This window comes from Magnetospirillum sp. ME-1, assembly GCF_002105535.1.
Taxonomy (GTDB): Bacteria; Pseudomonadota; Alphaproteobacteria; order Rhodospirillales; family Magnetospirillaceae; genus Phaeospirillum.
Genome location: NZ_CP015848.1, coordinates 1,821,531 through 1,842,452, shown reverse-complemented (window position 1 = coordinate 1,842,452; position 20,922 = coordinate 1,821,531). Strand labels below are relative to the sequence as shown.

Sequence of the window (20,922 nt, the reverse complement as noted above, 5' to 3'; positions counted from 1 at the left end):
CTTCAGCCGTTGCCCCACCAGTAGACCCAGATGAACAGGAAGACCCAGACCACGTCCACGAAGTGCCAGTACCACGCGGCCGCCTCGAAGCCCACATGCTTGGCCGGCGTGAAGTCGCCCGCCCGCACCCGGTGCAGGCAGACGGTGAGGAAGCACACGCCGACGAAGACGTGGAAGCCGTGGAACCCGGTGGCCATGTAGAATACCGATGGGTAGATGCCGTCGGTGAAGGCGAACATGGCCTGGCCGTATTCATGGACCTGCAGGGACAGGAACAGAACGCCGAGAGCGATGGTCACCAGCAGCCAGGCCTTGGTGGCGCCGCGCTCGTCATGGCGCAGCGCGTGATGGGCCTTGGTCAGCGTCACGCCCGAGCTCATCAGGATCAGGGTGTTGATGAAGGGGATGTGCCAGGTCTCCAGCGTCTGGATGCCGGCCGGCGGCCATTGGCTCACCATGGGGGCGACGCCGAGCGCCGAGTGGAAATAGGCCCAGAAGAAGGCGACGAAGAACATCACCTCGGAGGCGATGAACAGGCTCATGCCCATGCGCAGGCCGTGGCAGACCTCGTCCGAATGGGCGTGGCCGGACCGGGCCTCGCGGAAGATGTCGCGCCACCAGCCGAACATGGTGAAGGCCACCATGGCCAGCCCGATCAGCATGACGGTGGTGTGGGCGTGGTTGCGAAACCAGTCCACGGCGCCATAGACCAGCACCAGGGCCGAAACGGACCCGACCAGGGGCCAGGGACTGGGATCGACCAGATGGAAGGGGTGGGGGGGCGACGAAGCGCGGGGAGTGGCGTGGGCGTGGCTCATGACCGTCCTCTTTCGTCAGAAACGTTGGCTTGGAAGAAGGTGTAGGACAGGGTGACGGTGCCGACCTCGCTGGTGTGGATGTCGGCTCCCATGGCGGGGTCGAGCACGAAGCTCACCGCCATGTCGACGCTCTGGCCCGGTTGCAGGGTCTGCTCGGTGAAGCAGAAGCACTGGATCTTGGCCACGTATTTGCCGATCTTGTCGGGCGTGGCGTTGAACACCGCGTTGCCGGTGATGGGGCGGTCCGAGAGGTTGGTGGCGGTGAACACCGCCAGGGTATCCTCGCCGAGCCGTACCTTCATCTCGCGTACCTGGGGGGCAAACCGCCATTGCAGGCCCTTGGCCACTGAGGCGTCGAACCGCACCGTTACCGTCTTGCCGGCGGGGGAGGCGGAGTCCGCCGCCACCTGCCGCGGCGGGCCGCCGATGCCGGCGAACTGGCAGAACGCCCGGTAGAGCGGCACGCTGCCGATCACCAGCCCGATCATGGCGGCGATGATCACCACCAGTCCCGCCAGGGTCGCTTGGGTCCTGCGCTGCCGGTCCATCTCGGCTTACTCCGCCGGAGTGCCGATATGGGGCAGATCGTCGAAGCTGTGCAGCGGCGGCGGCGAGCTCACCGACCATTCCAGCGTGGTGGCGCCCGATCCCCAGGGATTGGCTTCCACCGCCTTGGCCGAAGAGAAGGTGCGCCACACCACCACCAGGAAGAACAGCGTGCCGGCAAAGGCGATGTAGGCGCCGATGGACGACACGGTGTTCCATCCGGCGAAGGCGTCGGGGTAGTCGGGAACACGGCGCGGCATGCCCTGGGCGCCCAGGAAATGCTGCGGGAAGAAGGCGATGTTGACGCCGACGAAGGTCAGCCAGAAATGGATCTTGCCGAGCGTCTCCGGGTACTGGTGGCCGCTCATCTTGCCGATCCAGTAGTAGAAGCCGGCGAAGATGGCGAACACGGCGCCCAGGCTCAGCACATAGTGGAAATGGGCCACCACGTAGTAGGTGTCGTGCAGGGTGACGTCCACCGGATTGTTGGCCAGCACCACGCCGGTGACGCCGCCCATGGTGAACAGGAAGACGAAGCCCACCGCCCACATCATGGGAACCCGGAAGGTGATGGAGCCGCCCCACATGGTGGCGATCCAGCTGAACACCTTGATGCCGGTGGGCACCGCGATGACCAGGGTGGCGGCGGTGAAGTAGGCCCGCGTGTCCACGTTGAGGCCCGTGGTGAACATGTGGTGCGCCCACACCACGAAGCCGACGAAGCCAATGGCCACCATGGCGTAGGCCATGCCGAGATAGCCGAACACCGGCTTCTTCGAGAAGGTGGCGATGATGTGGCTGATGATGCCGAAGGCCGGCAGGATCATGATGTAGACTTCCGGGTGCCCGAAGAACCAGAACAGATGCTGGTACAGCAGCGGATCGCCGCCGCCGGAAGGCGCGAAGAAGGTGGTGCCGAAATTGCGGTCGGTGAGCAGCATGGTCAGAGCGCCGGCCAGCACCGGAATGGACAGCAGCAGCAGGAAGGCGGTGACCAGCATGGCCCAGACGAACAGCGGCATGCGGTGCATGGTCATGCCGGGTGCGCGCATGTTGAGGATGGTGCAGATGAAGTTGATGGCGCCCAGCACCGAGCTGATGCCCGCCAGATGCAGGCCCAGGATGGCGAAGTCCACCGAGGCGTCGGGGTGATAGGTGGTGGAAAGCGGCGGATACAGCGTCCAGCCGGTGCCCGCGCCCGCGCCTTCGTACATGGACAGCAGCATCATGATGAAGGCGGGGGGCAGCAGCCAGAAGCTGATGTTGTTGAGGCGGGGAAAGGCCATGTCCGGCGCGCCGATCATCAGCGGCACGAACCAGTTGCCGAAGCCGCCGATCAGGGCGGGCATCACCGTGAAGAACACCATGGTCAGGGCGTGGGCGGTGACGAACACGTTGTACATGTGCCAGTCGCCGCCGAAGACGGTACCGCCCGGATGGGCCAACTGCATGCGGATGATCACGCTCATGGCCCCGCCGATCAGTCCGGCGACGACCGAGAAGATCAGGTACAGCGTCCCGATGTCCTTGTGGTTGGTGGAATAGAGCCAGCGGCGCCAGCCGTGGGGCTGGGCGTGGCCGTGGTCCTCATGCATCGCTGTGGTGCTCATGGCCGGTCCTCCCCTCTGGTGGCGAGCGCGACGGCGGTCGGGGGACGGGTGCCGTCGATGCGGGCGAATTTGGTCTTGGCCTGGGCGACCCAGGCCAGGAACTCCTCCTTGGGCACGGCCTTCACGTGAATGGGCATGAAACCGTGGTTGACGCCGCACAGCTGGGAACACTGGCCGTGATACTCGCCCGCCTTGTCCACCTGGACCCAGGTTTCGTTGAGGCGGCCGGGCACCGTGTCGGTCTTGACCCCGAAGGCGGGGACCGACCAGGAATGAATGACGTCGTCGGCGGTCATCTGCAGGCGGATGGGCACGCCCACCGGCACCACCATGGTATTGTCGGCGGTGAGCAAACGGGGCTGGCCGGGTTTTAAGTCCTCGGTCTGCACCATGTTGCTGTCGAACTTGAAGTCGTGATCCGGATATTCGTAGGTCCAGTACCACTGGTGGCCGACGATCTTCAGCGTCATGTCGGCGTCCTGGACCTTGTCCATGAAGTAGAGCAGCCGGAACGACGGAATGGCGATCAGCAGCAGGATCACCGCCGGTATGGCCGTCCAGACCACCTCCAGGGGCGTGTTGTGCGACCAGGTGGCCGGCTTGGGATTGCGGTCGGCCCTGAACCTTGTGCAGGCATAGAGCAGCAGCCCCGATACCAGGATGGTGATGCCGACGATGACGCCGTTGATGAAGGTCGCCAGCGAGGCGATGCGTTCCATGGTGGGCGTGACCGCGTGCTGGAACGATAGGGCCCAGGGTTGCGGCTCCCCGGCCAGGGCCACCGGTATGACACCGATGAAAGCGGCCGCCGCTGATAGGGCCAGAATGGACCTGTTCATGTCGAATGTCCCTCCCTGCCGTCGTCTCATCCGCAAAAAAGAATTCCCACTCGCGGATGAAATACTGCGCCTGAAAGTCATTCTAATTAGTGGGGTTGCCGTTCCATCATTCCAAGACCCTCGGGCAAAAAAGGTGGATTGGGCTTGAATCCGCCTGGGAAAAACTTACATTCGCATCACCTGATAAAAGTGGGATGTGCGGCATGCTTTCGCGGCTTTTCGGTCTTTCCTCCTCGCCCGCCAGCGACAAGGTCCATGTGGTGGACCCCTCGCAGATTCGCCTGTGGTGGGAGGCGGGTTCCATCCTTCTGGTGGACGTGCGCGAGCCCGATGAATACGCCGCCGAGGCCATCGCCGGCTCCGTCAACCTGCCGCTGTCAACCTTCGATCCGGCCCGCATGCCCAAGCCGGAGGAGGGCAAGCGCCTGGTGATCCACTGCCGCAGCGGCGTTCGGTGCGGCACCGCCACCGAGAAACTGCTGGCCGCCGGCTGGGACGGCGAGATCAACCGCATGCAGGGCGGCATCCTGGGCTGGAAGGCTTCGGGCGGGCCCACCGTACCGGGACGCTGACAGGCGTGGGAAGCCGCGATAGACTGTCCCCCGCAAAGGGGGATTTTTCGTGCGCCGCGTTGCCGCCTTCACGACCCTGATGATCATCGCCGCCGCGCCGCCGGTGCGGGCCGATGGTGGCGCACGGGTCATGGCCGACACCTGCATGGCCTGTCATTCTCCGGAAATTCATTCCTCCATTCCCGGTCTGTCCGGCCGTCCGGCCGGGGAGTTGCTGCGCATGCTGCTGGCTTTCCGCGACGGCGGGCGGGCGGCCACCATCATGGACCGCATCGCCAAGGGCTATTCGCGCGAGCAGCTGGGGGCCATCGCCGGCGAGTTGGCCGCCAAGGAGGCGCCATGACCGCGCCGCTTTCCCGGCGGGCCTTGCTGGCCGGCGGCGGGGCGGCGCTGCTGTCGGCGCCTGCCCTGGCGCGGGGAGAGGCGGCGGCCTCGGTGGTCGTCGTCGGCGGCGGCTTCGGCGGCGCGACGGCGGCTCGTGCGCTCCGCCGCGCCCTGCCGGGGCTGAGGATTACCCTGGTCGAGCCCGATTCCGTCCATGTCACCTGTCCGGGGTCCAACGGAGTGGTCGGCGGGCTATGGCCGCTGTCGCGCCTGGAGCACGGCTACGATCAACTACGCTCGCGGTTCGGTATTCAGGTGGTCCGCGATACCGTCACCGCCATCGAGGCCGACCGACGGTCGCTGCGGCTGGCGTCTGGCGGGCGGCTGGCCTATGACCGGCTGATCGTCTCGCCCGGCATCGGTCTTCGCTGGAACGAGATCGAGGGCTATGACGAGGCGGCCGCCCAGGCCATGCCCCATGCCTGGAAGGCGGGTGCGCAGACCGCCCTGCTGCGCCGCCGTCTCGAGGCGGTGGAGGATGGTGGGGTGGTGGTCATCGCCAGCCCGGGCAATCCCTTCCGCTGCCCGCCCGGGCCTTACGAGCGGGCTGGGCTGATCGCCTGGTACCTGTCGCAGCACCGAAAGGGGTGCAAGGTTCTGATCCTCGATGCCAAGGATTCGTTCTCCAAGCAGGCGCTGTTCCAGGAAGGCTGGAAGGCGCTCTACGGCGACATGGTCGAATGGGTGTCGGGGGCGGCCAACGGACGGGTCATGCGGGTCAACGCCGCCGAAGGCTGGGTGGAGACCGATTTCGACCGCTTCACCCCGGCGCTGGCCAACGTCATTCCGCCCCAGGAGGCCGGGGCCATCGCCATCGCCGCCGGACTGGCCGATGCCGGCGGCTTCTGTCCGGTGGACCCGGCCACCTTCGAATCCCGGCGCGTGCCCGGCATCCACGTGATCGGCGATGCCTGCGTCGCCGGCGAGATGCCCAAATCCGCCTCCTCGGCCAACAACCAGGCCAAGATCGCGGCGGCGGCGGTGGCGGCCTCGCTGGCCGGGCAGGGCTTTGCCGCGCCCAAGGCCATCAACGTCTGCTACAGCCTGCTGTCGCCGGACTACGCCATCTCGGTGGCGGGAGTCTACGAGGTGGCGGACGGCCGCCGGGCGGGCGTGGCGGGGGCGGGCGGCGTCAGTCCCCTGGGGGCCGACGCCCACACCCGCAAGGCCGAGGCGGAATACGCCGCCGGCTGGTATGCCGGCATCTGTGCCGATGCCTGGGGCGGTTGATACCGCTCGTCGAGTGAACCGACCTGTCATCCCGACGACCTCCGGGAGGAGGGATCTCGCCCTGGCATGGCTTTTCAGGACCGGCACCGTGGCCCAGGCGGAGATCCCTCGCATGCGCTCGGGATGACAAAGCGGGTCGGTTGACAGGCCGACCGGTATGATACGTTCCGTTAAGGATAAGCTGGATATTCTGTCCATGTAGTCGCTTCCATAGAGGAGTGAACGACCATGGGCCAGAAGGCTGCGCGCCGCGAGAAACTGGCGGCAATCCGGGACCGGGTCTGGGCGATCATCGCCGCACCCGAGGCCCACTCCCTGATGTCGCGGGAGCGGGCGCTCGATTCCCTCGGTTATCTGTGGGAAATCGAGAAGGACGGCGGCGCCGCCCTGCTGGTCCTGTGAACGATACCGGCCCGCCCTTCGCAAGGGCGGGCCAATTCACGACAGAGGCAATCAGCGCGGTCCGCAGCGCCGGGCCATGCGGGCGCGGGACTCGGCCTCGTCGGCGCAATCGCGGCAATGCTTGGCGTAGGGATTGGCGGCAAGGCGCTCGGGCTCGATCTCTTCGTTGCAAGCCCGGCAGATGCCGGTGGACAGCACCGATTCCGTCCGCCCGAGAACCGCCTGAATGGCGGCGGCGTTCAGCATGTCGGTACGCTCCGCCGCCAGATCGATATCGTCCATTCCCCACACTCCATAAGAGTTGCCCAACCCGCCATATAGTGGCAGGAGGGCAGGGGTGAATCAATATCTATGATGGATGCCTATTCGGTCGCCTTGGGAATCCAGGTGAGCACGGCACCGCCCTCTTCCTGATTGCACAGGTCCGACAGCTTGGCCGCCGAGACGCGCAGCGGCATGGTGCCGTTGATGGACAGCAGGCCCTTGCGCACCAGCTTCCAGCCCACCGAGACGCAGGCCGAGGGCGGCACGTTGTCGGCCACCAGGGCCAGCATGCTGCCGTTGCGCTCGGTGCGGATGGTGCCGCCGAAGACGTGGGGAATGGTTCCGCCGCCGGCGCGGGCGGCCGCCTCCATCTGCTCGGCGAAGGCTTCGGGCGTGGCCGCCGCGCCGCCGTTCTTGAACTTGGGCTGGAACCACAGCACCCCGGCACCCAGCGCGGCGACCACAGCGACGATGGCGGCCAGGGCCAGCGGCCTGGTCCAGATACCCCCCGACTTGCGCGGGGCGGGGGGCTGGAGGAATGCCTTGGAGTGGGTTGCCGAGGTGGTGGCCATGATGAGTCCCCGCTTTCTGCGGTGATAATGAGAATCACATCATGCCAGCGATTGCTTAAGGCAAGGTTGATATGGGGGCCAAAATGGACGAAGGCCCCAGGTTTCCCTGGGGCCTTCGATGGTGGGCGGTACTGGGATTGAACCAGTGACCCCTACGATGTCAACGTAGTGCTCTCCCGCTGAGCTAACCGCCCTTGTCTTGGTCCGTCCCGCTGGTTGGGTCCGGCCGAGGGACGTTCTTTTAGCGTCGTTCTTCGGGCATTGCAAGCCCTTCCGGAATGTCTGCACAATGGAAAATGAACAAGGCGGAATCTCGCCGATTTCCTGGAGCGGGGTATGACACGGGCCGGGCGATTTGCTAAGAAGGATGGGCAAGCCGTGGATGCCATGCCCGCCGAGACCATGTCCAACGAGACGACGAATAATGATGATGCCGTGCTGAGGGTGTTCCTGCCCGCCCGGCAAACGGCGCCGCTGGTCTTCGCCTCGCCCCATTCCGGCCGGGACTATCCGGCCGAGTTCGTGGCGCAGTCGCGGCTGGACGCCCGCATGCTGCGCCGTTCCGAGGACAGTTTCATTGATGAGCTTTACGCCGGCGTGGTGGATCTGGGCGCGCCGCTGATCGCCGCCCTGTTTCCCCGGGCCTATTGCGATCCCAACCGCGAGCCTTACGAGCTGGACCCGGCCATGTTCTCGGGCGCGCTGCCCGAGCATGCCAATACGCGCAGCCCCCGCGTCCTGGCCGGGCTGGGGACCATCGCCCGGGTGGTGGCCAGCGGGGCCGAGATCTATGCCGGACGCCTGCCGGTGGCCGAGGCCGAAAGCCGCATCGCCCGCTGCTACCGTCCCTATCACCGCCGGCTGCGGGAACTGGTGGACGCCACCCGCGCCGCCTTCGGCTGGTCGCTGCTGGTGGATTGCCATTCCATGCCCTCGGTGGGCGGGCCCATGGACCGCGATTCGGGGCTTAGCCGGGTGGACGTGGTGCTGGGCGATTGCTTCGCCGCCGCCTGTTCGCCGCTGTTCACCCAGGTGGCCGAGGATTCCTTCACCCAGCTGGGCTACCGCGTGGTGCGCAACGCGCCCTATGCCGGCGGCTTCACCACCCGGCATTACGGCCTGCCGCGCCAGGGCAGCCACGCGCTGCAGATCGAGATCAACCGGGGGCTCTACATGGACGAGGGGCGGCACTGCCACGGACCCGATTTCGAGGCGGTGCGGCAAGACCTTCAGGCGGTCGCCGCGTCCCTGGCGGCGGCAGCCCAGGAGTTCGGCCGCGCATGAGGGGGCTCAATACGCCGCTGTCCGTCGAGATCCGCGACGCCACCGACGACGACATGGCGGCGGTGCAGTCCATCTATGCCTTCTACGTGTCGCGTACCGCCGCCTCGTTCGAGGAGGAGGTGCCCTCCGTCGATGAGATGAAGGCGCGCCGCGCCGCCGTGGTGGCCCGCGGTCTGCCGTTCCTGGTGGCGGTGGAGGAGGGCGAGGTGCTGGGCTACACCTATGCCGGGCCGTTCCGCCAGCGCTCGGCCTATCGCTACACGGTGGAGGATTCCATCTACGTGGCGCCCTTCGTGGTGCGCCGGGGCATCGGCCGGGTGCTGCTGGGCGCCCTGATCGAGCGCTGCATGGCGCTGGGCTATCGCCAGATGATCGCGGTGATCGGCGATTCCGCCAACCAGGGCTCCATTGCCGTCCACCGGGCGCTGGGGTTCGGCCAGGAAGGCGTGCTGCGCGGCGTGGGGCTGAAGTTCGGCCGCTGGGTGGACGTGGTGATCATGCACCGGACGCTGGGCGGCGACGACCGCCCACTGCCCGATGGGGCCAAGGCGCCGCCTCTGCTTTCCCCCTCGGATCCCGAGTTGCCTTAGCCTTCCGCCGCCAAGGGCAATTGCATGGTAAAGACCGTGCCGTCGGCGGGGCAGCTTTTCACGCTGATGTCGCCACCGTGCATGTCGACGATGCGCTTGACCAGATAGAGACCGAGCCCGACGCCGCAGACCCGGTCGGTTCTGACGGAGCGGTAGTACTTCTCGAAAATCCTGTCGCGCTCATCGGCCGGTACTCCCGTGCCCCAATCGCGGACGTGAACCTCGGCCCGGTCCGGCCCACGGTGTGCCGTCACGGTGACGGGGCTGCCGACGGGGGAGTATTTCATGGCGTTGTCGACGATGTTGGACACGGCGATGGAGACCAGCTTGCTGTCGCCGGCGACGAACAGGTCGCCATCGGCCTGGACCTTGATCGGCCGCAGGCCGGAGGCGAACATGCCGGACGAACAGACCTCGTGGACCAGTTCACCCAGATTGAAGCGTGTGAGCTCCGGGGGGCTGGTCAGCGAGTCGAGGCGCTCCTCGTTGAGATATTCGTTGATCAGGTCGACCATGCGGGTGACGGCGCGGTTGATCTTGGCCACCTCCTCGGCCAGTTCGCCGTTGCCTTGCCCGTAGATGGCGATGATCTGGGCCGCCCCGCCGATGGTGGACAGCGGCCCGCGGAATTCGTGGGAGACCATGGACAGGAAATTCCGCTGCTCACCCATGGAGCGCAGGACCGCGGCGGCGGCTTCCTCCGCGCTTTCCTTGCTCCGCTCCAACTCGGCGGTCTTGTCCCGGACCCGCGCATCCAGATCGGCGTTGGCGGTGCGGAGCGCCGTCTTGGCGGCCTGCATGCTGTCGATGGCTTCGTTCAGGCGGGCCGCCATGCGGGAGAAGCTCTCTTTCAAGGCTTCCAACTCGTCGCCGGCCGCCTCGGGTGGCGAAGCATGGCCGGCATCGGCGAGGACGGCCTCGATCTCACGCTTGAGCGGCGCCAGACGGCTGGTCACCAGCGCATGGATCAGCCAGCCCATGAACCCGGCCACCAGGAAGGTCTTCACGCCATTGCCCAGCAGAATCCCGGCGGTCATGGTGAGGACCGCCACATAAATGGCGTCGATGCTGGCGGTGATCTCCAGGGACCCCAAAGCCTGCGGGCCGGTGCGGCTGTCACGTTCAAGGGGGTAGGAACGGTGGATGACGCGGGTGGAGTGCCGCTTTCCGCTGGACCAGCGGTCGCCATCACGCGTTGTGATGGTCGCCTCCTCGAAATTCGGCATGCTGGTCAGGGCCTTGAGGGCCAAGGTGATCTGGGCGTCGTTGAAGGTCCACACGCTCTCGGCGATGGAGGGCAGCAGGACCTGGACGCCGTTCAACTGCTGTTCCACGGCCGATTGCCGGTCGGCAAACTCGTTGCTCAGTTGCACGACGCTGATGATCAGGGTGATCAGCGAGCTGAAGACGATGGTGTGGACGATGATGCGCCGCCCCAGGGGCCTGTCGGTCTTCGGCTTGATGGCGAGCAGGGGCGGCATCGTCGAGAATGGCTCTCGTTAGGAGGGGTCACACTCAAAGGTGTATACCAGAAGGACTAATGCCATGCCCACCGGATAGGAGGGCAAAAAAAACCGCTGGGTTGCCCCAGCGGCTTGAGTTTAGGGAGGAATTCAAGTTTTTAAAAATCGTTATAAAACATAGTATTGAAGCCGTAATTCACATCTGCAGTTCACATTTTTCGTTCACATTTTTGGCCGATCCGGCTATTGTGCCTGCGCTGGATTGGAGTGCGGCATGGGCAAGAAAAATGGGTTGTCCCGGTATCTGTTCCGCAAGGGCGATACGTTCTATGTCCGCATGGCCATCCCGAAGCCTCTGCGCGCCTTCTTCGGGGGGAAGGACATTCTGATCCGCAGTCTGGGCACCCGCGATCCGAAGGTTGCCGAGAACCGGAAGGATATCGAAGTCGGGCAGATCAAGGCCGAGTTCGAGCGTCTGGCCAACCAGGATCCTCTCGCCCCACAGGCTGTCGGTTCGCTTGTGCGATGGGAGACGGAAGCCTCCGGCGCAACATTGGCAGCCATTAGCGAAGGCGAGGCTTTGACTCTCGGCGCTCTGTCGGTCGAGGCGATGACCACCGACGATCCACAGCGTAAAGCGGAGTTGGAGGCCCGGAAGTGGGCGATGCTGGAATCGGCGCGGGGCACGGCGTTGGACTGGCAGCGCGATCTTGCCACCCGCCGTGGGCGCTTTGCTTTGCCGCCCCAGTCCGTTGTCGATCCAAGCCAGGCACGCCAGTGGATCCGTGAGGCCAACACCTTGTTGGATTTCCAGGAGGGTGGCAGGGGTGCTGACGAGGCGATGCCGCTGGCCGAGGTGGCGGCCATGGTCAGCGGCGCCGATCTGGGGGAAGTCGCCCGGGCGCAGATCGCCGAGGAGATTCCTGCGGCGCTGTTGCCAGCGCGGGCGCACCCCTATCTGGCCCGGTCCCGATCCAGGGGCGTTCCTTCCGACGACAACATCACCCTGGGCGACCTGATCGAACGCTTCTTCGCCGACAGCCATCGGGCCAATCTGGCCGTCGTAACGCGCCGCAACTACGAGACCACTGTGCGCAACCTGAAGGAGGTGTTGGGAGAGAACGTTGCCGTTCGCTCCATCGGCCGCGACGATATCCGCCGGGTCCAGGATGTGATCCTTAATCTGCCGGCGCCCGACGCCAAGCGTGACGGCAGGTTCGATGGGATGGATTTCCGGCGGATGGCCCAGGCCGTCAAGACCGCCCGCGCCAAGGGCGAGATCGTTCCGTGCCTGATGTCGGGCACGCGCAACAAGTACCTGCGCAACATCAGCACGATCTTCACCTATGCCCTCAACGAGCAGAAGATCGACGCCCATCCGGCGCTTGGCCTGACTCTTCACCTACCCGACGACCGGCAGGAGGAAGGCAAGGAGCCATTCGGCCCGGACGATTTGCGCGCCATGTTTCCACGCGCCTATCGTGTCGAAGGGTTGAACTGGCTTCCGCTGGTGATGCTCTATCACGGTCTGAGGCCGAGCGAGGCCGCACAGCTGGATGTGGCCGATGTGATGGAGGCCGACGGCGTCTGGGCCATCGACATCAGCGATCAGACCAGGGGGGCGGATGGGGCCGCCCGCTGGGGCGACAAGAGCTTGAAGAATGACCGCTCGACACCCCGTCGCATCCCGATCCATCAGCGTCTGCTCGACCTCGAATTTCTCGACTACCTGAAGGTTCGCCAGGAGGCCGGCGAGCGGAAGCTGTTCGCGGTCAAGCGCTACGGGCAGGCCGGATATTTCGCGTCCATCCGCGATGATTTCGCAGCCTGGCTGGCGGCGGTCGGCGTCAAACGGTCCGCGACGTCTCCCCATTCCCTGCGCCACACCTGGAACACCACCGCCTTTCCCGTCATGGACGACCGCATCCGCAAGATCATCGGCGGCTGGACCCTGGGCAAGGGCGTCGATGTCCGCACCTACCTCCATACCAATCGGCTGTCATTGGCCGACATGAAGAGGGAGTTGGACAAGGTGGCCTTCGAGGTGCTGAGCGCCGAGGTGGATTCTGCCCGTGCCCATCCGGGGCTGATCGGAATGCAACGCCGGTTTCGGCCGGGCGAAATCGCTCTGAAGCTGCCCAAGAAAAAGCGTCTTGTTCCGGGAAAGGTGCGGGGGGCCGACAATGCCTGATCTTGCGGTCTTTCTCGAAGATTGAATCTCTGATAACGGGGCGCCCCCGCAAATATCGGAAGAGTTCAATGAAATCATCATTCTCCGCGTTGACGCCTCGCAGGATCGAAATGTTCTGCGAGCGACGTCTCGCCCCTGTTCTGCCTGCCGACCTCACCCTCGCGCTTCAGGGCTATCTGGTGGGCCTGCTGGCGCGAAAGGAGTTCCCGCCATACCGAGGCACCCAGATCGATTTCGAGGCGATTGCAGACGCCATTTCATATGAGGCCGCGCCGCTGAAATCGCAGAGGGCTCAGTTGCAGCCGATCCTGGATGCGGTCGCCCGCTCGGTCGCTGAAGCCGAATTGCGGCTTCGGGCAAACAATGGCGACAAGGCCCGGAAGTGTACGCCGCCGCGAGAAGCGAAGAGGCCGGTGGGAAGGCCGCGCAAGGCGATCGTGGACTTTCCCGACCCGGTGACGGAGGACTGGGATGAGCCAGACGATCTGGGCTCGGCTTTGCGGCTGCACGCCACCCGCCACGGCGAGTCGATCCATCACCTCTTCAAGGCTGTCGTAAGGCCGGAAGACGGCATACACCTCAGCACATTGCTCTCCTGGGCCCGTGGGGCAAAGGCTCCCCGCTCAGTGATCAGCCTCGATGTCCTGCGCCGCGTCGAAAGGCGTTATCGGCTGCCGAAAGGGTATTTTGCCGAGAAGGCCGCCAATCTGGTTCGGGCCCCAACCGGCTTTGACTTGGAGAATGTGTCCGCATCCGAGCGCCGCCGTCTGGCTTGGCATCTGCCCGATGATTTCAACGCCCGCCCGCGCCATGAGCAGGCGGAAATTCTCGACTGGGTGCGCAATGTCATCATCAGCGGCTCCACGGATTATCGGCGATTTCAGGCTTCCGCCATGCGCCAGCACTACGCGGTCCGGTTCGCCTGTGCGTCCGCGCCACGAAGAAGGCCATCCCTCGCAAAGGCGCCGGATGAGCCGGGCATCATCGACGCGCCGGCCCAATTGAACGCGGAACTGGCCGAACTCCTCAAATTCAAGACTTCGACCTTCACCGCCTATGGCCTGCAGCGCAACGGTGTGTGGGGGGAGGAAACCGCATCACAGAGAATCGAGCATTTCGGGCTGTGGTTCGGCGCCTTCGCCGCCCCGGCGGAGAGTGAGGTTCGGGGATACGGCACCGATCCGAAGAGCCTTACCTTCGCGATGATGGTCTTCCCGCAGGTCTGGGACTGGTATCTGCAATGGCGCGAGCAGCGCCGCGGCTTCTACACCAAGTGGGAGGTCGATCTTCTGACGATCGCCGCCGCCTTTTGCCGAGAAGAGACCGGCTGGCTGCGGCAGAAGCCGGGCATCGGCGATCACCTCAGGGAAGTCGAAGGACTGATCACCCGCCAGGAAATTGACGAAGCTAAGGCTGACTGGGTGTCGGCCTGCGAGCGGATGTATCGTCATGCCCGCCGGCGCATCAAGGAAATCGGCCGCGTCGCCCGCATTCACCGGGACCCGTTCGAGCCGATATTGTCGGTTCTCGAAGCGCCCAGTCCGGTTGGGGAATACCGCAAGATCACCGAGGAGATCCTGTGTCGCATGCCGGATGAGCGTCGGCAGCCACGGGCCGCCGCCGAGGGCGTGCGGGCCTTCCTGCTGCTGAGAATCGGCTTGCACACCGGCCTGAGGCAGAAGAACCTCCGGGAGTTGCTTCTTTGTCGCCGGGACCAGTTGCCGACGCCGGAGCGCCGCCTGGAAGACATGAAGCGGGGCGAGCTCAGATGGAGCTCACGGGACCATGGCTGGGAAATCCTGATCCCGTCGGTTGCCTTCAAGAATGCCGGTTCGTCCTTTTTCGGCGCCAAGCCGTTCCGCCTGATTCTTCCGGATCTGGGCGGTCTCTATGAAAAGATCGAGGCCTATATCGATCGTCACCGCGCCCGGCTGATCGGGCCCGGCGCCGATCCCGGGACCTTCTTCGTCAAGACCGCGAAGATGACCAGCACCAATGCCGCCTACAACCAGAACACCTTCTATGAGGCGTGGCGGCTGGTCATCCAGCGCTACGGCATCTTCAATCCCTGGACCGGGCGTGGCGCGATCAAGGGGCTTCTGCCCCATGGGCCGCACAATGTGCGCGACGTCCTGGCGACTCACATCCTTAAGCAGACCGGCTCCTACGAGCAGGCCAGCTACGCCATTCAGGACACGCCGGAGATGGTTGCCCAGCATTACGGCCGCTTCTTGCCGCAAGACAAGGCCGAGATCGCCGCCCGCATTCTGAACAGGGTCTGGGAGGCGGCCTGAGGTGACCCGGTCACGGGTTTTGAAAGCGCAAAGCTGACGGATGGGAAAGGGTCATATTCACCGCAAGAGACGCTGTGGATATGGTCTCTTCTCTGGCCATGCTGTGATCGGCGGAAGCCGCTTTCTCTTCCGCGTTGGTGCGGTTTTCAATACATTATCTTGACGATTTTGCATTATTGGTATAGATAGCGATACCGCCCTATGATTCGGTATTGTTTTCATAACCAAATACCGTCGAACTCGCCGCATCGGTACGGAATTCAATACCATGGCCACCCTGCGCTACGGCATCGTCACCTTCAAGAACCAGCGGGTGGGCATCCTCTCGGAACTGGCGGGCGGTGGCACCCGCTTCTCCTATGATGATGGCGTCGATCAGTCGATCGCCTGTGCCTTGCCGGTCTCCGGAAAAGTCCACGAATACCCCCATGGCATTCACCCATTCTTTGCCCATCTGGCGCCGGAAGGGTGGCTGCGGGAGCGGCAATCGGCTTTCGCCGAAATCGACCGGGACGACGATTTCGGCATCCTGCTGGCCTTCGGGGCGGATTGCATCGGCGCGGTGGGGATCAGCGATCCGGGCCATAGCCATGACAAGGTCCGCCTCAAAGGCGCTTCTGCCCCCCTTGATGCCGCCGCGGTCCAGAACGAGCGGACTATCAGCGGCGTCCAGGCCAAGATCCTGTGCGCCGACAATGGCGCCGGGGGCTTCCGTCCTGCTGGCGCGGATGACGTTGCCCCCTATATCGCCAAGTTCCCGGAGAGCCGTCTGCCCGACATGGTTGCCAATGAGGCAACGACCCTGGAGCTGCTGCGCATCCTGCTGGGCGGGGACGAGGTGGCGGTTTCATCCCTGGCGCCCATCGACGGAATCGAGGGTATTGCCCTGGTGGTCAGCCGCTTTGACCGCGCCGGGGGCGCCAAGCTCCGCTGCGAGGATTTCGCCCAGGTGATCAGTCAGCCTCCCGGCTTTGATCACCACGGCAAGTACAATGCCGGCTATGAGGCGATCGGTCGCGCCCTGGGTCATTCGGCGGCCCGTCTGCTCGACGCCAGACGCCTGTTCAAGCGTTTGGCCGCTTATGTGCTGCTGGGCAATGTGGACTGCCATCTGAAGAACTGGAGTCTGGTGGAGAGCGGGGAAGGCCTGCGGCTGTCGCCGGCCTATGACGTTCTCAACGGCTATCTCTACGCCGATGCCGGCTATACCACCCGCTTCGGCTTGGCCATTGGCGACGAGCGGCTGCACTGGGAGCGCTACGACCGCGCCCTGCTGCTCGGAATTGCCGAGGAAATCGGACTGGCCCGCCGGGCCGCCGAGAGTGTGCTGGCCGAGCTGGCTCGACGCAAACCGGCCCTGGACAAGCGATTACGGCAGGGATTGCGGCTGGACGAGGGACGCAGTTGGGCCTATCGCGCTTCGGTCGCCTCCGCCTGGGAGAGACTCCATGGCTGATGCGAAGCTGCCGGACCTGAAAGTCCTTGCCGCTCTGGCCCTTGAGCGACGCAAGCGCGCCGGTCTCTCCCAGAAGGCCCTGGCCGATCTGGCCGACGTTGGCCACGTCACCGTCATCGCCTTGGAAAAGGGTGATGGAAATCTTCGACTGGAAAATGCCTGGCGTATCCTGTCCGCCCTGGGATTGGCGGAGGAAGGGTGATCTCGGTTCAGAGATCGCAGGTTTGTTTCCCACAACGGTGGGCAGGGGACGGTCAGCCATCATACTCGCCACACAGAAACTTACGCTTTTCGTAAGTTTCTGTGGAGCAGGCCACGTGGTCGCTCCGAAGAAGGGATGGCTGGCCGATGCAGGGAAAACGCGCCCGGATATCTCCCCGAAGAGTGTTAAGCCCTCCTTGACGTCCCTGATCGTGGACCTGAACGCCGGTCCTCGATCCGACCCAGCTCCTCCCAGGAACCATGGGGGAGATGAGGACGATGATTGCCAACCGCTTCGGCCTGCCCGGCCTGCTTGAAGGACCGACCAGCATCACCCTGGACCCGGACGGGACCCGGCTGGAGATCACCGAGGCCCACCTCGTTGCTGTCGATGCGGACCGGCTCTGCCCCCACGGCTGTCCGGGCCGCATGGCGAGCAAGCAGCCGGTGATGGTGGAGATACAGGACGTGCCCCTGGGTCTGGCGCACCGGCGGATCCACCTCGCCTATCCGGTGCTTCGCTGCGGGACGTGCAAGACGACGCGCCGCCTGCGCCCGGACTGGCTGGACGTCACCCGACCGATGACCACCCGTCTGGTCGCCATGATCGAGCATGAGAGCCACCGCGCCAGTACGGTCGAGGTGGCGCGGCGCACCGGGGTGGATGAGCGTGTCATCGGCCAGATCTTCGATGAGGCGGCATGGCGCTGGCAGCCGGTGGCGCCACCCCTGGCGCCCCGCCGGCTGGGTATCGACGAGGCCCATATCGGACGGGTGTGGCGGGGCGTGGTGGTGGATCTCGACAGCGGCGCCCTGATCGACATTCTGGAAGGACGCGGCAAGGAGCATTTCCGGGCCTTCTTCGACGGCCTTGAGGGAGCCGATGCGGTCGAGGTGGTGGCCATCGACATGACCCGCGCCTATGAGGAGGTGGCACGGGAGTGTTTCCCTGGCGCCATGGTGGTGGTCGATCGCTGGCATGTCACCCAGAAGGCCCGCGAGGCCCTCAATACGGTGCGGGAAGGGGTCAGGAAGCGGGTTGGCAGGTCCGCCGCCGCCCGCCTCAATGCCGGCCGCGCCCTGCTGCACAAGCGGGCCTACGAGTTGGCCTTGGCAGAGAGGGAAAGCCTGAACGGGCTGTGCCGCCGCCATCCCGATCTCGGTCTCGCCTATGATCTCAAAGAGGGGCTGTTCGAGGTCTATGACCAGAAGGATCCCGTGCGCGCCGAAGCGTGGCTGGACAAGTGGCTGGCCTGCGTCGATGCGGTGGCGGAGCAGGCGCCGCAATTTGCGCCGGTGGCGGCGATGATCCGCAACTGGCATGGGCCGATCCTGGCCTATTGGCGCACCGGCCGAACCACCAACGCCATGACCGAGAACGCCAATGGCCGCCTGAAACGGATCCACCGCGAGGGGCGGACGCTGGATTTCCGGCGCTTCCGCGCCAAGGCCCTGTACCGCATGGGGGCGCGGCCGCGTGTCGGCATTCTGGCCAGCGAGATCCTCTGGGCCTGGGCCACGCTCCGCAACCAGGGCTGGACGACGGAGAGGATTGTCGATCATCTCACTGTTGGTCACTCTCCGCCTCAGCCATAGGCCGCCCAGAAGTCCCCAGGGGTCACAATCCGGACGCCGAGGTCCTGGGCCAGGACGGTTTCGTCATGGGTGACCACACAGGCCGCGCCGCGCGGCAATTCGCGATGGACCGCTTTGCCTTCGCCGGACGGAGCGGGCCCGATCACTTCGTCTGATCCAAGCCGGATGACCTGCAGGGCGACGGCGTTCACCATGGCGCAGACCTGGAGAGGGGGCCAGCCGGCGGCCCGGCCCAGCCTTGTCATGCCTTCTGCGAGGCGGGCCATGGCGCGGGGCGTGAGGGCGATCTCGAGCGCCTTGTGGCGCCAGGCCGCCACGATCCGCCCCTGGGCCGACGACGGATAGGCAAAGCCAGCCAGCAGGGTCTCGGCATCGGTGATGATCCTGAGCATGGTCATGGCGTCACTCCCGGTCCGCCGGGGCTGAGCCCCCGGCGGTATGGTTGGCGATGATCTCGAGCCCGTCGGCGAAGGGGATCTGGCTGAACTCGCGGGCCATCCAGTCGGCCATGCGGTCGAGGCTGGCGGCGAGATCGCGAAGCCGGTCAAACAGCTCGATCTCCACCAGGGCGGCGACCGGCTGACCGTCCTTGGTGACGACGATGCTGTCGCCGCGGTACTGCACCTGATTGATCTTGTCGCCCAGGGTCTGGCGGAAGGCGACGGCATTGACCTCGATGATCATGGGGAACTCCTCCTTCGGCATGGTCCCTGGGAGGATGTGGATCGCCCTGGCCGGAGCGATCGCCATGAGCGGAAGAATCGTCATGGCCGTGGCGGTTGCCATGCCCATGATGACCGGCATGGTCAATATGGTCGGCATGGATGCAATGACCGTGAGGATCGGCCGGATCAGGGGGCGGGGAGGGGGGCGTGTTGGCCGCGATCCGGCTCGGCGAGGCGGCGATCTGAGGGGGGATGCTGGCCTGAAGAGGCTGATAACGCCCAGTYATGGACCTCTTGCCCCCCCGTGATCGCCGCCTCGCCGAGCCGGACCGATCAGAGGCCGGTGCGCGCCATTCGACCCGTCGCCAGGGCATCCGCCGGGCGGATGTACTGCCACAGGGTCTGCCGCCGCTGGTGGCCGGTCTGGCGCTGGATGGCCCATTCAGGCGCTCCCGCCATGGCCGCCGAGGAGGCGAAGCCGGCCCGCAGCGAATGGGCTCCCAGGCTGGCGACGAAGGCCCGCGCCCGCTTGCCCGCCAGTCCCCTCGCCTCGGCCGCCTGTCCCGCCGCCTTGCAGACGATGCGGGCCACCGCCCGGGGACGCAGGACAGCCTCCTGGATCCGCCCGAAGCGGTCGATGGGTCGGAACAGCGGACCCTCGGACAGATGCGCCCGCATGATCCAGTCCTTCACCGCCGCCACCGGGCAGGGGCCGTCATCGGTCGCGCAGGCGATCCCCTTGATCAGCGAGCCCGCCCCGTCCTGATCTGTCTTGCCGCCCGGCAGGTAGACCACCAGTCCGCCGGCCCGGAAGTCGAGCATGGGGATTTCGAGAGCGGCGAGTTCGGAGCGGCGGAAGCCGCCGGCGAAGCCCAGCAGCAGCATCGCCTTGTCGCGGGCTCCGGCCAGCGAGCGCGGCAGCCCCGCCACCATGGCCCGCATGTCGTCGGGCGTCAGCGCCTCCTTGCCCTGGGGCCGCGCCCCATGCACCCGGCGGATGCCGGACAGCACCGCGCGGATCTCGTGGTTGCCGGGATCGAAGGCATGGCCGGCAGCCCGGTGGTAGGCCGCCAGCGCCGCCAGGCGGCGATCCAGGGTGCTGGCCCGGAGCTTCCCCGCATGGCAGGCGAGGTAGGCGCAGACGGTGTCCACGCTGGTGGGCAGGGACGGATGGTCGCTCTCCTTGCACCAGTCCTGGAAGTGGGCCCAGTCGGAGCGGTAGGCCCGCCGGGTCGCCGGGGCCTTTGATGCCGCCCGGTAGAGGGCGAGGCGGTCGGCGGTGTCATCCGGCAGGGGGAGATCAGTCGGCGCCATGGGACACCTCCGTGCCGGTGGTGCGGTCGTTGAGGGTGACGTGGCAGCGATGCTGGCCCTCGCCATCCACATAGTCGTCGACGACCCGGAGCCGCCGGTTGGGCAGGCGCTGCAGCCAGTCGAGGCATTCGCGCAGACGGCCGCCATGGCCTCTGGGCGAGATCAGGATCACATCCATGGGAAACCTCCATGAGAGGGGTGGAGGCCGGGCAAACCCCGCCCGTTGACGGCCCACGGGTGAGCCGCCGGAGCAATGGAAAGCACGGCCGGACTTGCCTAAGGAGATCACCTCAGGCTAGTACTCTGGTTACCACTCCGGCGAGTCCGGGTCAACAAGATAGTAACCAGGTTACGTGATGCCGCTCACCGCCACCCAATGCCGCATGGCCCGCGCCGCCCTCCAGATCGGCGTCCGCGACCTCGCCCAACTGGCCAAGGTCTCGCCCAACACCATCGCCCGCCTTGAACGCGGCGAGACCCTCTACGCCCGAACCCTCGACACCATCCGCGCCACCCTGGAAGCAGCCGGGGTGATGATCATCGATGCGGACGAGAACGGCGGGGATGGGGTGAGGGTGCGGAGAGAGGAGTGATTGTCCCGCTTCCCAACATGGTCAGACAAGCCAAGTTG

At 65.5% G+C, this 20,922-nt stretch carries 23 protein-coding genes and 1 tRNA gene; 12 read left to right on the top strand and 12 right to left on the bottom strand.

Annotation, left to right across the window (positions count from 1 at the left end; all coding sequences use genetic code 11):
* Positions 1-2: 2 nt before the first annotated feature.
* From WV31_RS08650 to coxB, 4 genes are read right to left on the bottom strand one after another with little or no spacing between them, the layout of a single operon-like run.
* The gene (locus WV31_RS08650) at positions 3-818 is read right to left on the bottom strand and encodes a cytochrome c oxidase subunit 3 (RefSeq protein WP_085373170.1); all 816 of its coding nucleotides are present in this window, start codon (positions 816-818) and stop codon (positions 3-5) included.
* Complete coding sequence (locus tag WV31_RS08645) at positions 815-1,366, bottom strand: cytochrome c oxidase assembly protein (protein ID WP_085373169.1); 552 nt, start codon at positions 1,364-1,366, stop codon at positions 815-817. The genes WV31_RS08650 and WV31_RS08645 overlap by 4 nt, the downstream gene beginning before the upstream one ends.
* Before the next feature lie 6 nt (positions 1,367-1,372).
* The gene (gene ctaD / locus WV31_RS08640) at positions 1,373-2,974 is read right to left on the bottom strand and encodes a cytochrome c oxidase subunit I (protein ID WP_085373168.1); all 1,602 of its coding nucleotides are present in this window, start codon (positions 2,972-2,974) and stop codon (positions 1,373-1,375) included.
* A complete protein-coding gene (gene coxB, locus WV31_RS08635; RefSeq protein ID WP_085373167.1) occupies positions 2,971-3,813 on the bottom strand; it encodes a cytochrome c oxidase subunit II in 843 nt (280 codons plus the stop codon). Before coxB ends, ctaD begins: the two co-directional genes overlap by 4 nt.
* Positions 3,814-4,016: 203 nt before the next feature.
* Between coxB and WV31_RS08630 the strand changes: the two genes are divergently transcribed.
* The 4 genes from WV31_RS08630 to WV31_RS22025 all read left to right on the top strand — a co-directional run bounded on the left by WV31_RS08630 (position 4,017) and on the right by WV31_RS22025 (position 6,401).
* A complete protein-coding gene (locus WV31_RS08630) occupies positions 4,017-4,385 on the top strand; it encodes a rhodanese-like domain-containing protein (RefSeq protein WP_085375533.1) in 369 nt (122 codons plus the stop codon).
* 49 nt (positions 4,386-4,434) lie between these two features.
* On the top strand, positions 4,435-4,728 hold the full coding sequence (locus WV31_RS08625) for a c-type cytochrome (RefSeq protein WP_237051551.1): 294 nt from the start codon (positions 4,435-4,437) through the stop codon (positions 4,726-4,728).
* Positions 4,725-5,999, top strand: a complete 1,275-nt coding sequence (locus WV31_RS08620) for an NAD(P)/FAD-dependent oxidoreductase (protein ID WP_085373166.1) — start codon at positions 4,725-4,727, stop codon at positions 5,997-5,999. The genes WV31_RS08625 and WV31_RS08620 overlap by 4 nt, the downstream gene beginning before the upstream one ends.
* Before the next feature lie 228 nt (positions 6,000-6,227).
* Complete coding sequence (locus WV31_RS22025) at positions 6,228-6,401, top strand: hypothetical protein (protein WP_168185884.1); 174 nt, start codon at positions 6,228-6,230, stop codon at positions 6,399-6,401.
* 51 nt (positions 6,402-6,452) lie between these two features.
* On the opposite strand, the gene WV31_RS08615 is transcribed toward WV31_RS22025, so the two are convergent.
* From WV31_RS08615 to WV31_RS08605, 3 genes are all read right to left on the bottom strand, one after another.
* A complete protein-coding gene (locus WV31_RS08615) occupies positions 6,453-6,683 on the bottom strand; it encodes a TraR/DksA C4-type zinc finger protein (protein WP_085373165.1) in 231 nt (76 codons plus the stop codon).
* An 80-nt stretch (positions 6,684-6,763) separates the two neighbouring features.
* Positions 6,764-7,237 carry a hypothetical protein gene (locus WV31_RS08610; protein WP_085373164.1) on the bottom strand — a complete coding sequence of 158 codons (474 nt, stop codon included), beginning with the start codon at positions 7,235-7,237 and terminating at the stop codon, positions 6,764-6,766.
* A gap of 119 nt (positions 7,238-7,356) precedes the next feature.
* A tRNA-Val gene (locus tag WV31_RS08605) sits at positions 7,357-7,431 on the bottom strand.
* A 193-nt stretch (positions 7,432-7,624) separates the two neighbouring features.
* Here WV31_RS08605 and WV31_RS08600 point away from each other — a divergent pair.
* Together WV31_RS08600 and WV31_RS08595 are read left to right on the top strand one after the other, a co-directional pair.
* A complete protein-coding gene (locus WV31_RS08600) occupies positions 7,625-8,521 on the top strand; it encodes an N-formylglutamate amidohydrolase (protein WP_237051587.1) in 897 nt (298 codons plus the stop codon).
* Complete coding sequence (locus WV31_RS08595) at positions 8,518-9,111, top strand: GNAT family N-acetyltransferase (RefSeq protein WP_085373162.1); 594 nt, start codon at positions 8,518-8,520, stop codon at positions 9,109-9,111. The genes WV31_RS08600 and WV31_RS08595 overlap by 4 nt, the downstream gene beginning before the upstream one ends.
* On the opposite strand, the gene WV31_RS08590 is transcribed toward WV31_RS08595, so the two are convergent.
* On the bottom strand, positions 9,108-10,592 hold the full coding sequence (locus WV31_RS08590; RefSeq protein ID WP_085373161.1) for a sensor histidine kinase: 1,485 nt from the start codon (positions 10,590-10,592) through the stop codon (positions 9,108-9,110). The genes WV31_RS08595 and WV31_RS08590 overlap by 4 nt on opposite strands.
* Before the next feature lie 256 nt (positions 10,593-10,848).
* On the opposite strand from WV31_RS08590, the gene WV31_RS08585 reads away from it, so the two are divergent.
* From WV31_RS08585 to WV31_RS08565, 5 genes are all read left to right on the top strand, one after another.
* Positions 10,849-12,765, top strand: a complete 1,917-nt coding sequence (locus WV31_RS08585; protein ID WP_085373160.1) for a DUF6538 domain-containing protein — start codon at positions 10,849-10,851, stop codon at positions 12,763-12,765.
* Positions 12,766-12,833: 68 nt separating this feature from the next.
* Positions 12,834-15,059 carry a hypothetical protein gene (locus WV31_RS08580; protein WP_085373159.1) on the top strand — a complete coding sequence of 742 codons (2,226 nt, stop codon included), beginning with the start codon at positions 12,834-12,836 and terminating at the stop codon, positions 15,057-15,059.
* A gap of 268 nt (positions 15,060-15,327) precedes the next feature.
* On the top strand, positions 15,328-16,515 hold the full coding sequence (locus WV31_RS08575; protein WP_085373158.1) for a type II toxin-antitoxin system HipA family toxin: 1,188 nt from the start codon (positions 15,328-15,330) through the stop codon (positions 16,513-16,515).
* On the top strand, positions 16,508-16,717 hold the full coding sequence (locus WV31_RS08570) for a helix-turn-helix transcriptional regulator (protein WP_085373157.1): 210 nt from the start codon (positions 16,508-16,510) through the stop codon (positions 16,715-16,717). Before WV31_RS08575 ends, WV31_RS08570 begins: the two co-directional genes overlap by 8 nt.
* Before the next feature lie 269 nt (positions 16,718-16,986).
* Complete coding sequence (locus tag WV31_RS08565) at positions 16,987-18,312, top strand: ISL3 family transposase (protein ID WP_206072594.1); 1,326 nt, start codon at positions 16,987-16,989, stop codon at positions 18,310-18,312.
* Here WV31_RS08565 and WV31_RS08560 read toward each other — a convergent pair.
* The 4 genes from WV31_RS08560 to WV31_RS22020 form a co-directional block, all read right to left on the bottom strand.
* Positions 18,303-18,710 carry a hypothetical protein gene (locus tag WV31_RS08560; RefSeq protein WP_085373155.1) on the bottom strand — a complete coding sequence of 136 codons (408 nt, stop codon included), beginning with the start codon at positions 18,708-18,710 and terminating at the stop codon, positions 18,303-18,305. The two genes, WV31_RS08565 and WV31_RS08560, sit on opposite strands and share 10 nt — an antisense overlap.
* Before the next feature lie 4 nt (positions 18,711-18,714).
* On the bottom strand, positions 18,715-18,996 hold the full coding sequence (locus WV31_RS08555) for a type II toxin-antitoxin system prevent-host-death family antitoxin (RefSeq protein ID WP_085373154.1): 282 nt from the start codon (positions 18,994-18,996) through the stop codon (positions 18,715-18,717).
* 314 nt (positions 18,997-19,310) lie between these two features.
* On the bottom strand, positions 19,311-20,291 hold the full coding sequence (locus WV31_RS08545; protein ID WP_168185849.1) for a tyrosine-type recombinase/integrase: 981 nt from the start codon (positions 20,289-20,291) through the stop codon (positions 19,311-19,313).
* Positions 20,278-20,469, bottom strand: coding sequence for a hypothetical protein (locus tag WV31_RS22020; protein ID WP_168185848.1), 192 nt, complete (start codon positions 20,467-20,469; stop codon positions 20,278-20,280). The genes WV31_RS08545 and WV31_RS22020 overlap by 14 nt, the downstream gene beginning before the upstream one ends.
* A 178-nt stretch (positions 20,470-20,647) precedes the next feature.
* Between WV31_RS22020 and WV31_RS08540 the strand changes: the two genes are divergently transcribed.
* Complete coding sequence (locus WV31_RS08540; protein ID WP_085373152.1) at positions 20,648-20,884, top strand: helix-turn-helix transcriptional regulator; 237 nt, start codon at positions 20,648-20,650, stop codon at positions 20,882-20,884.
* Positions 20,885-20,922 lie beyond the last annotated feature (38 nt).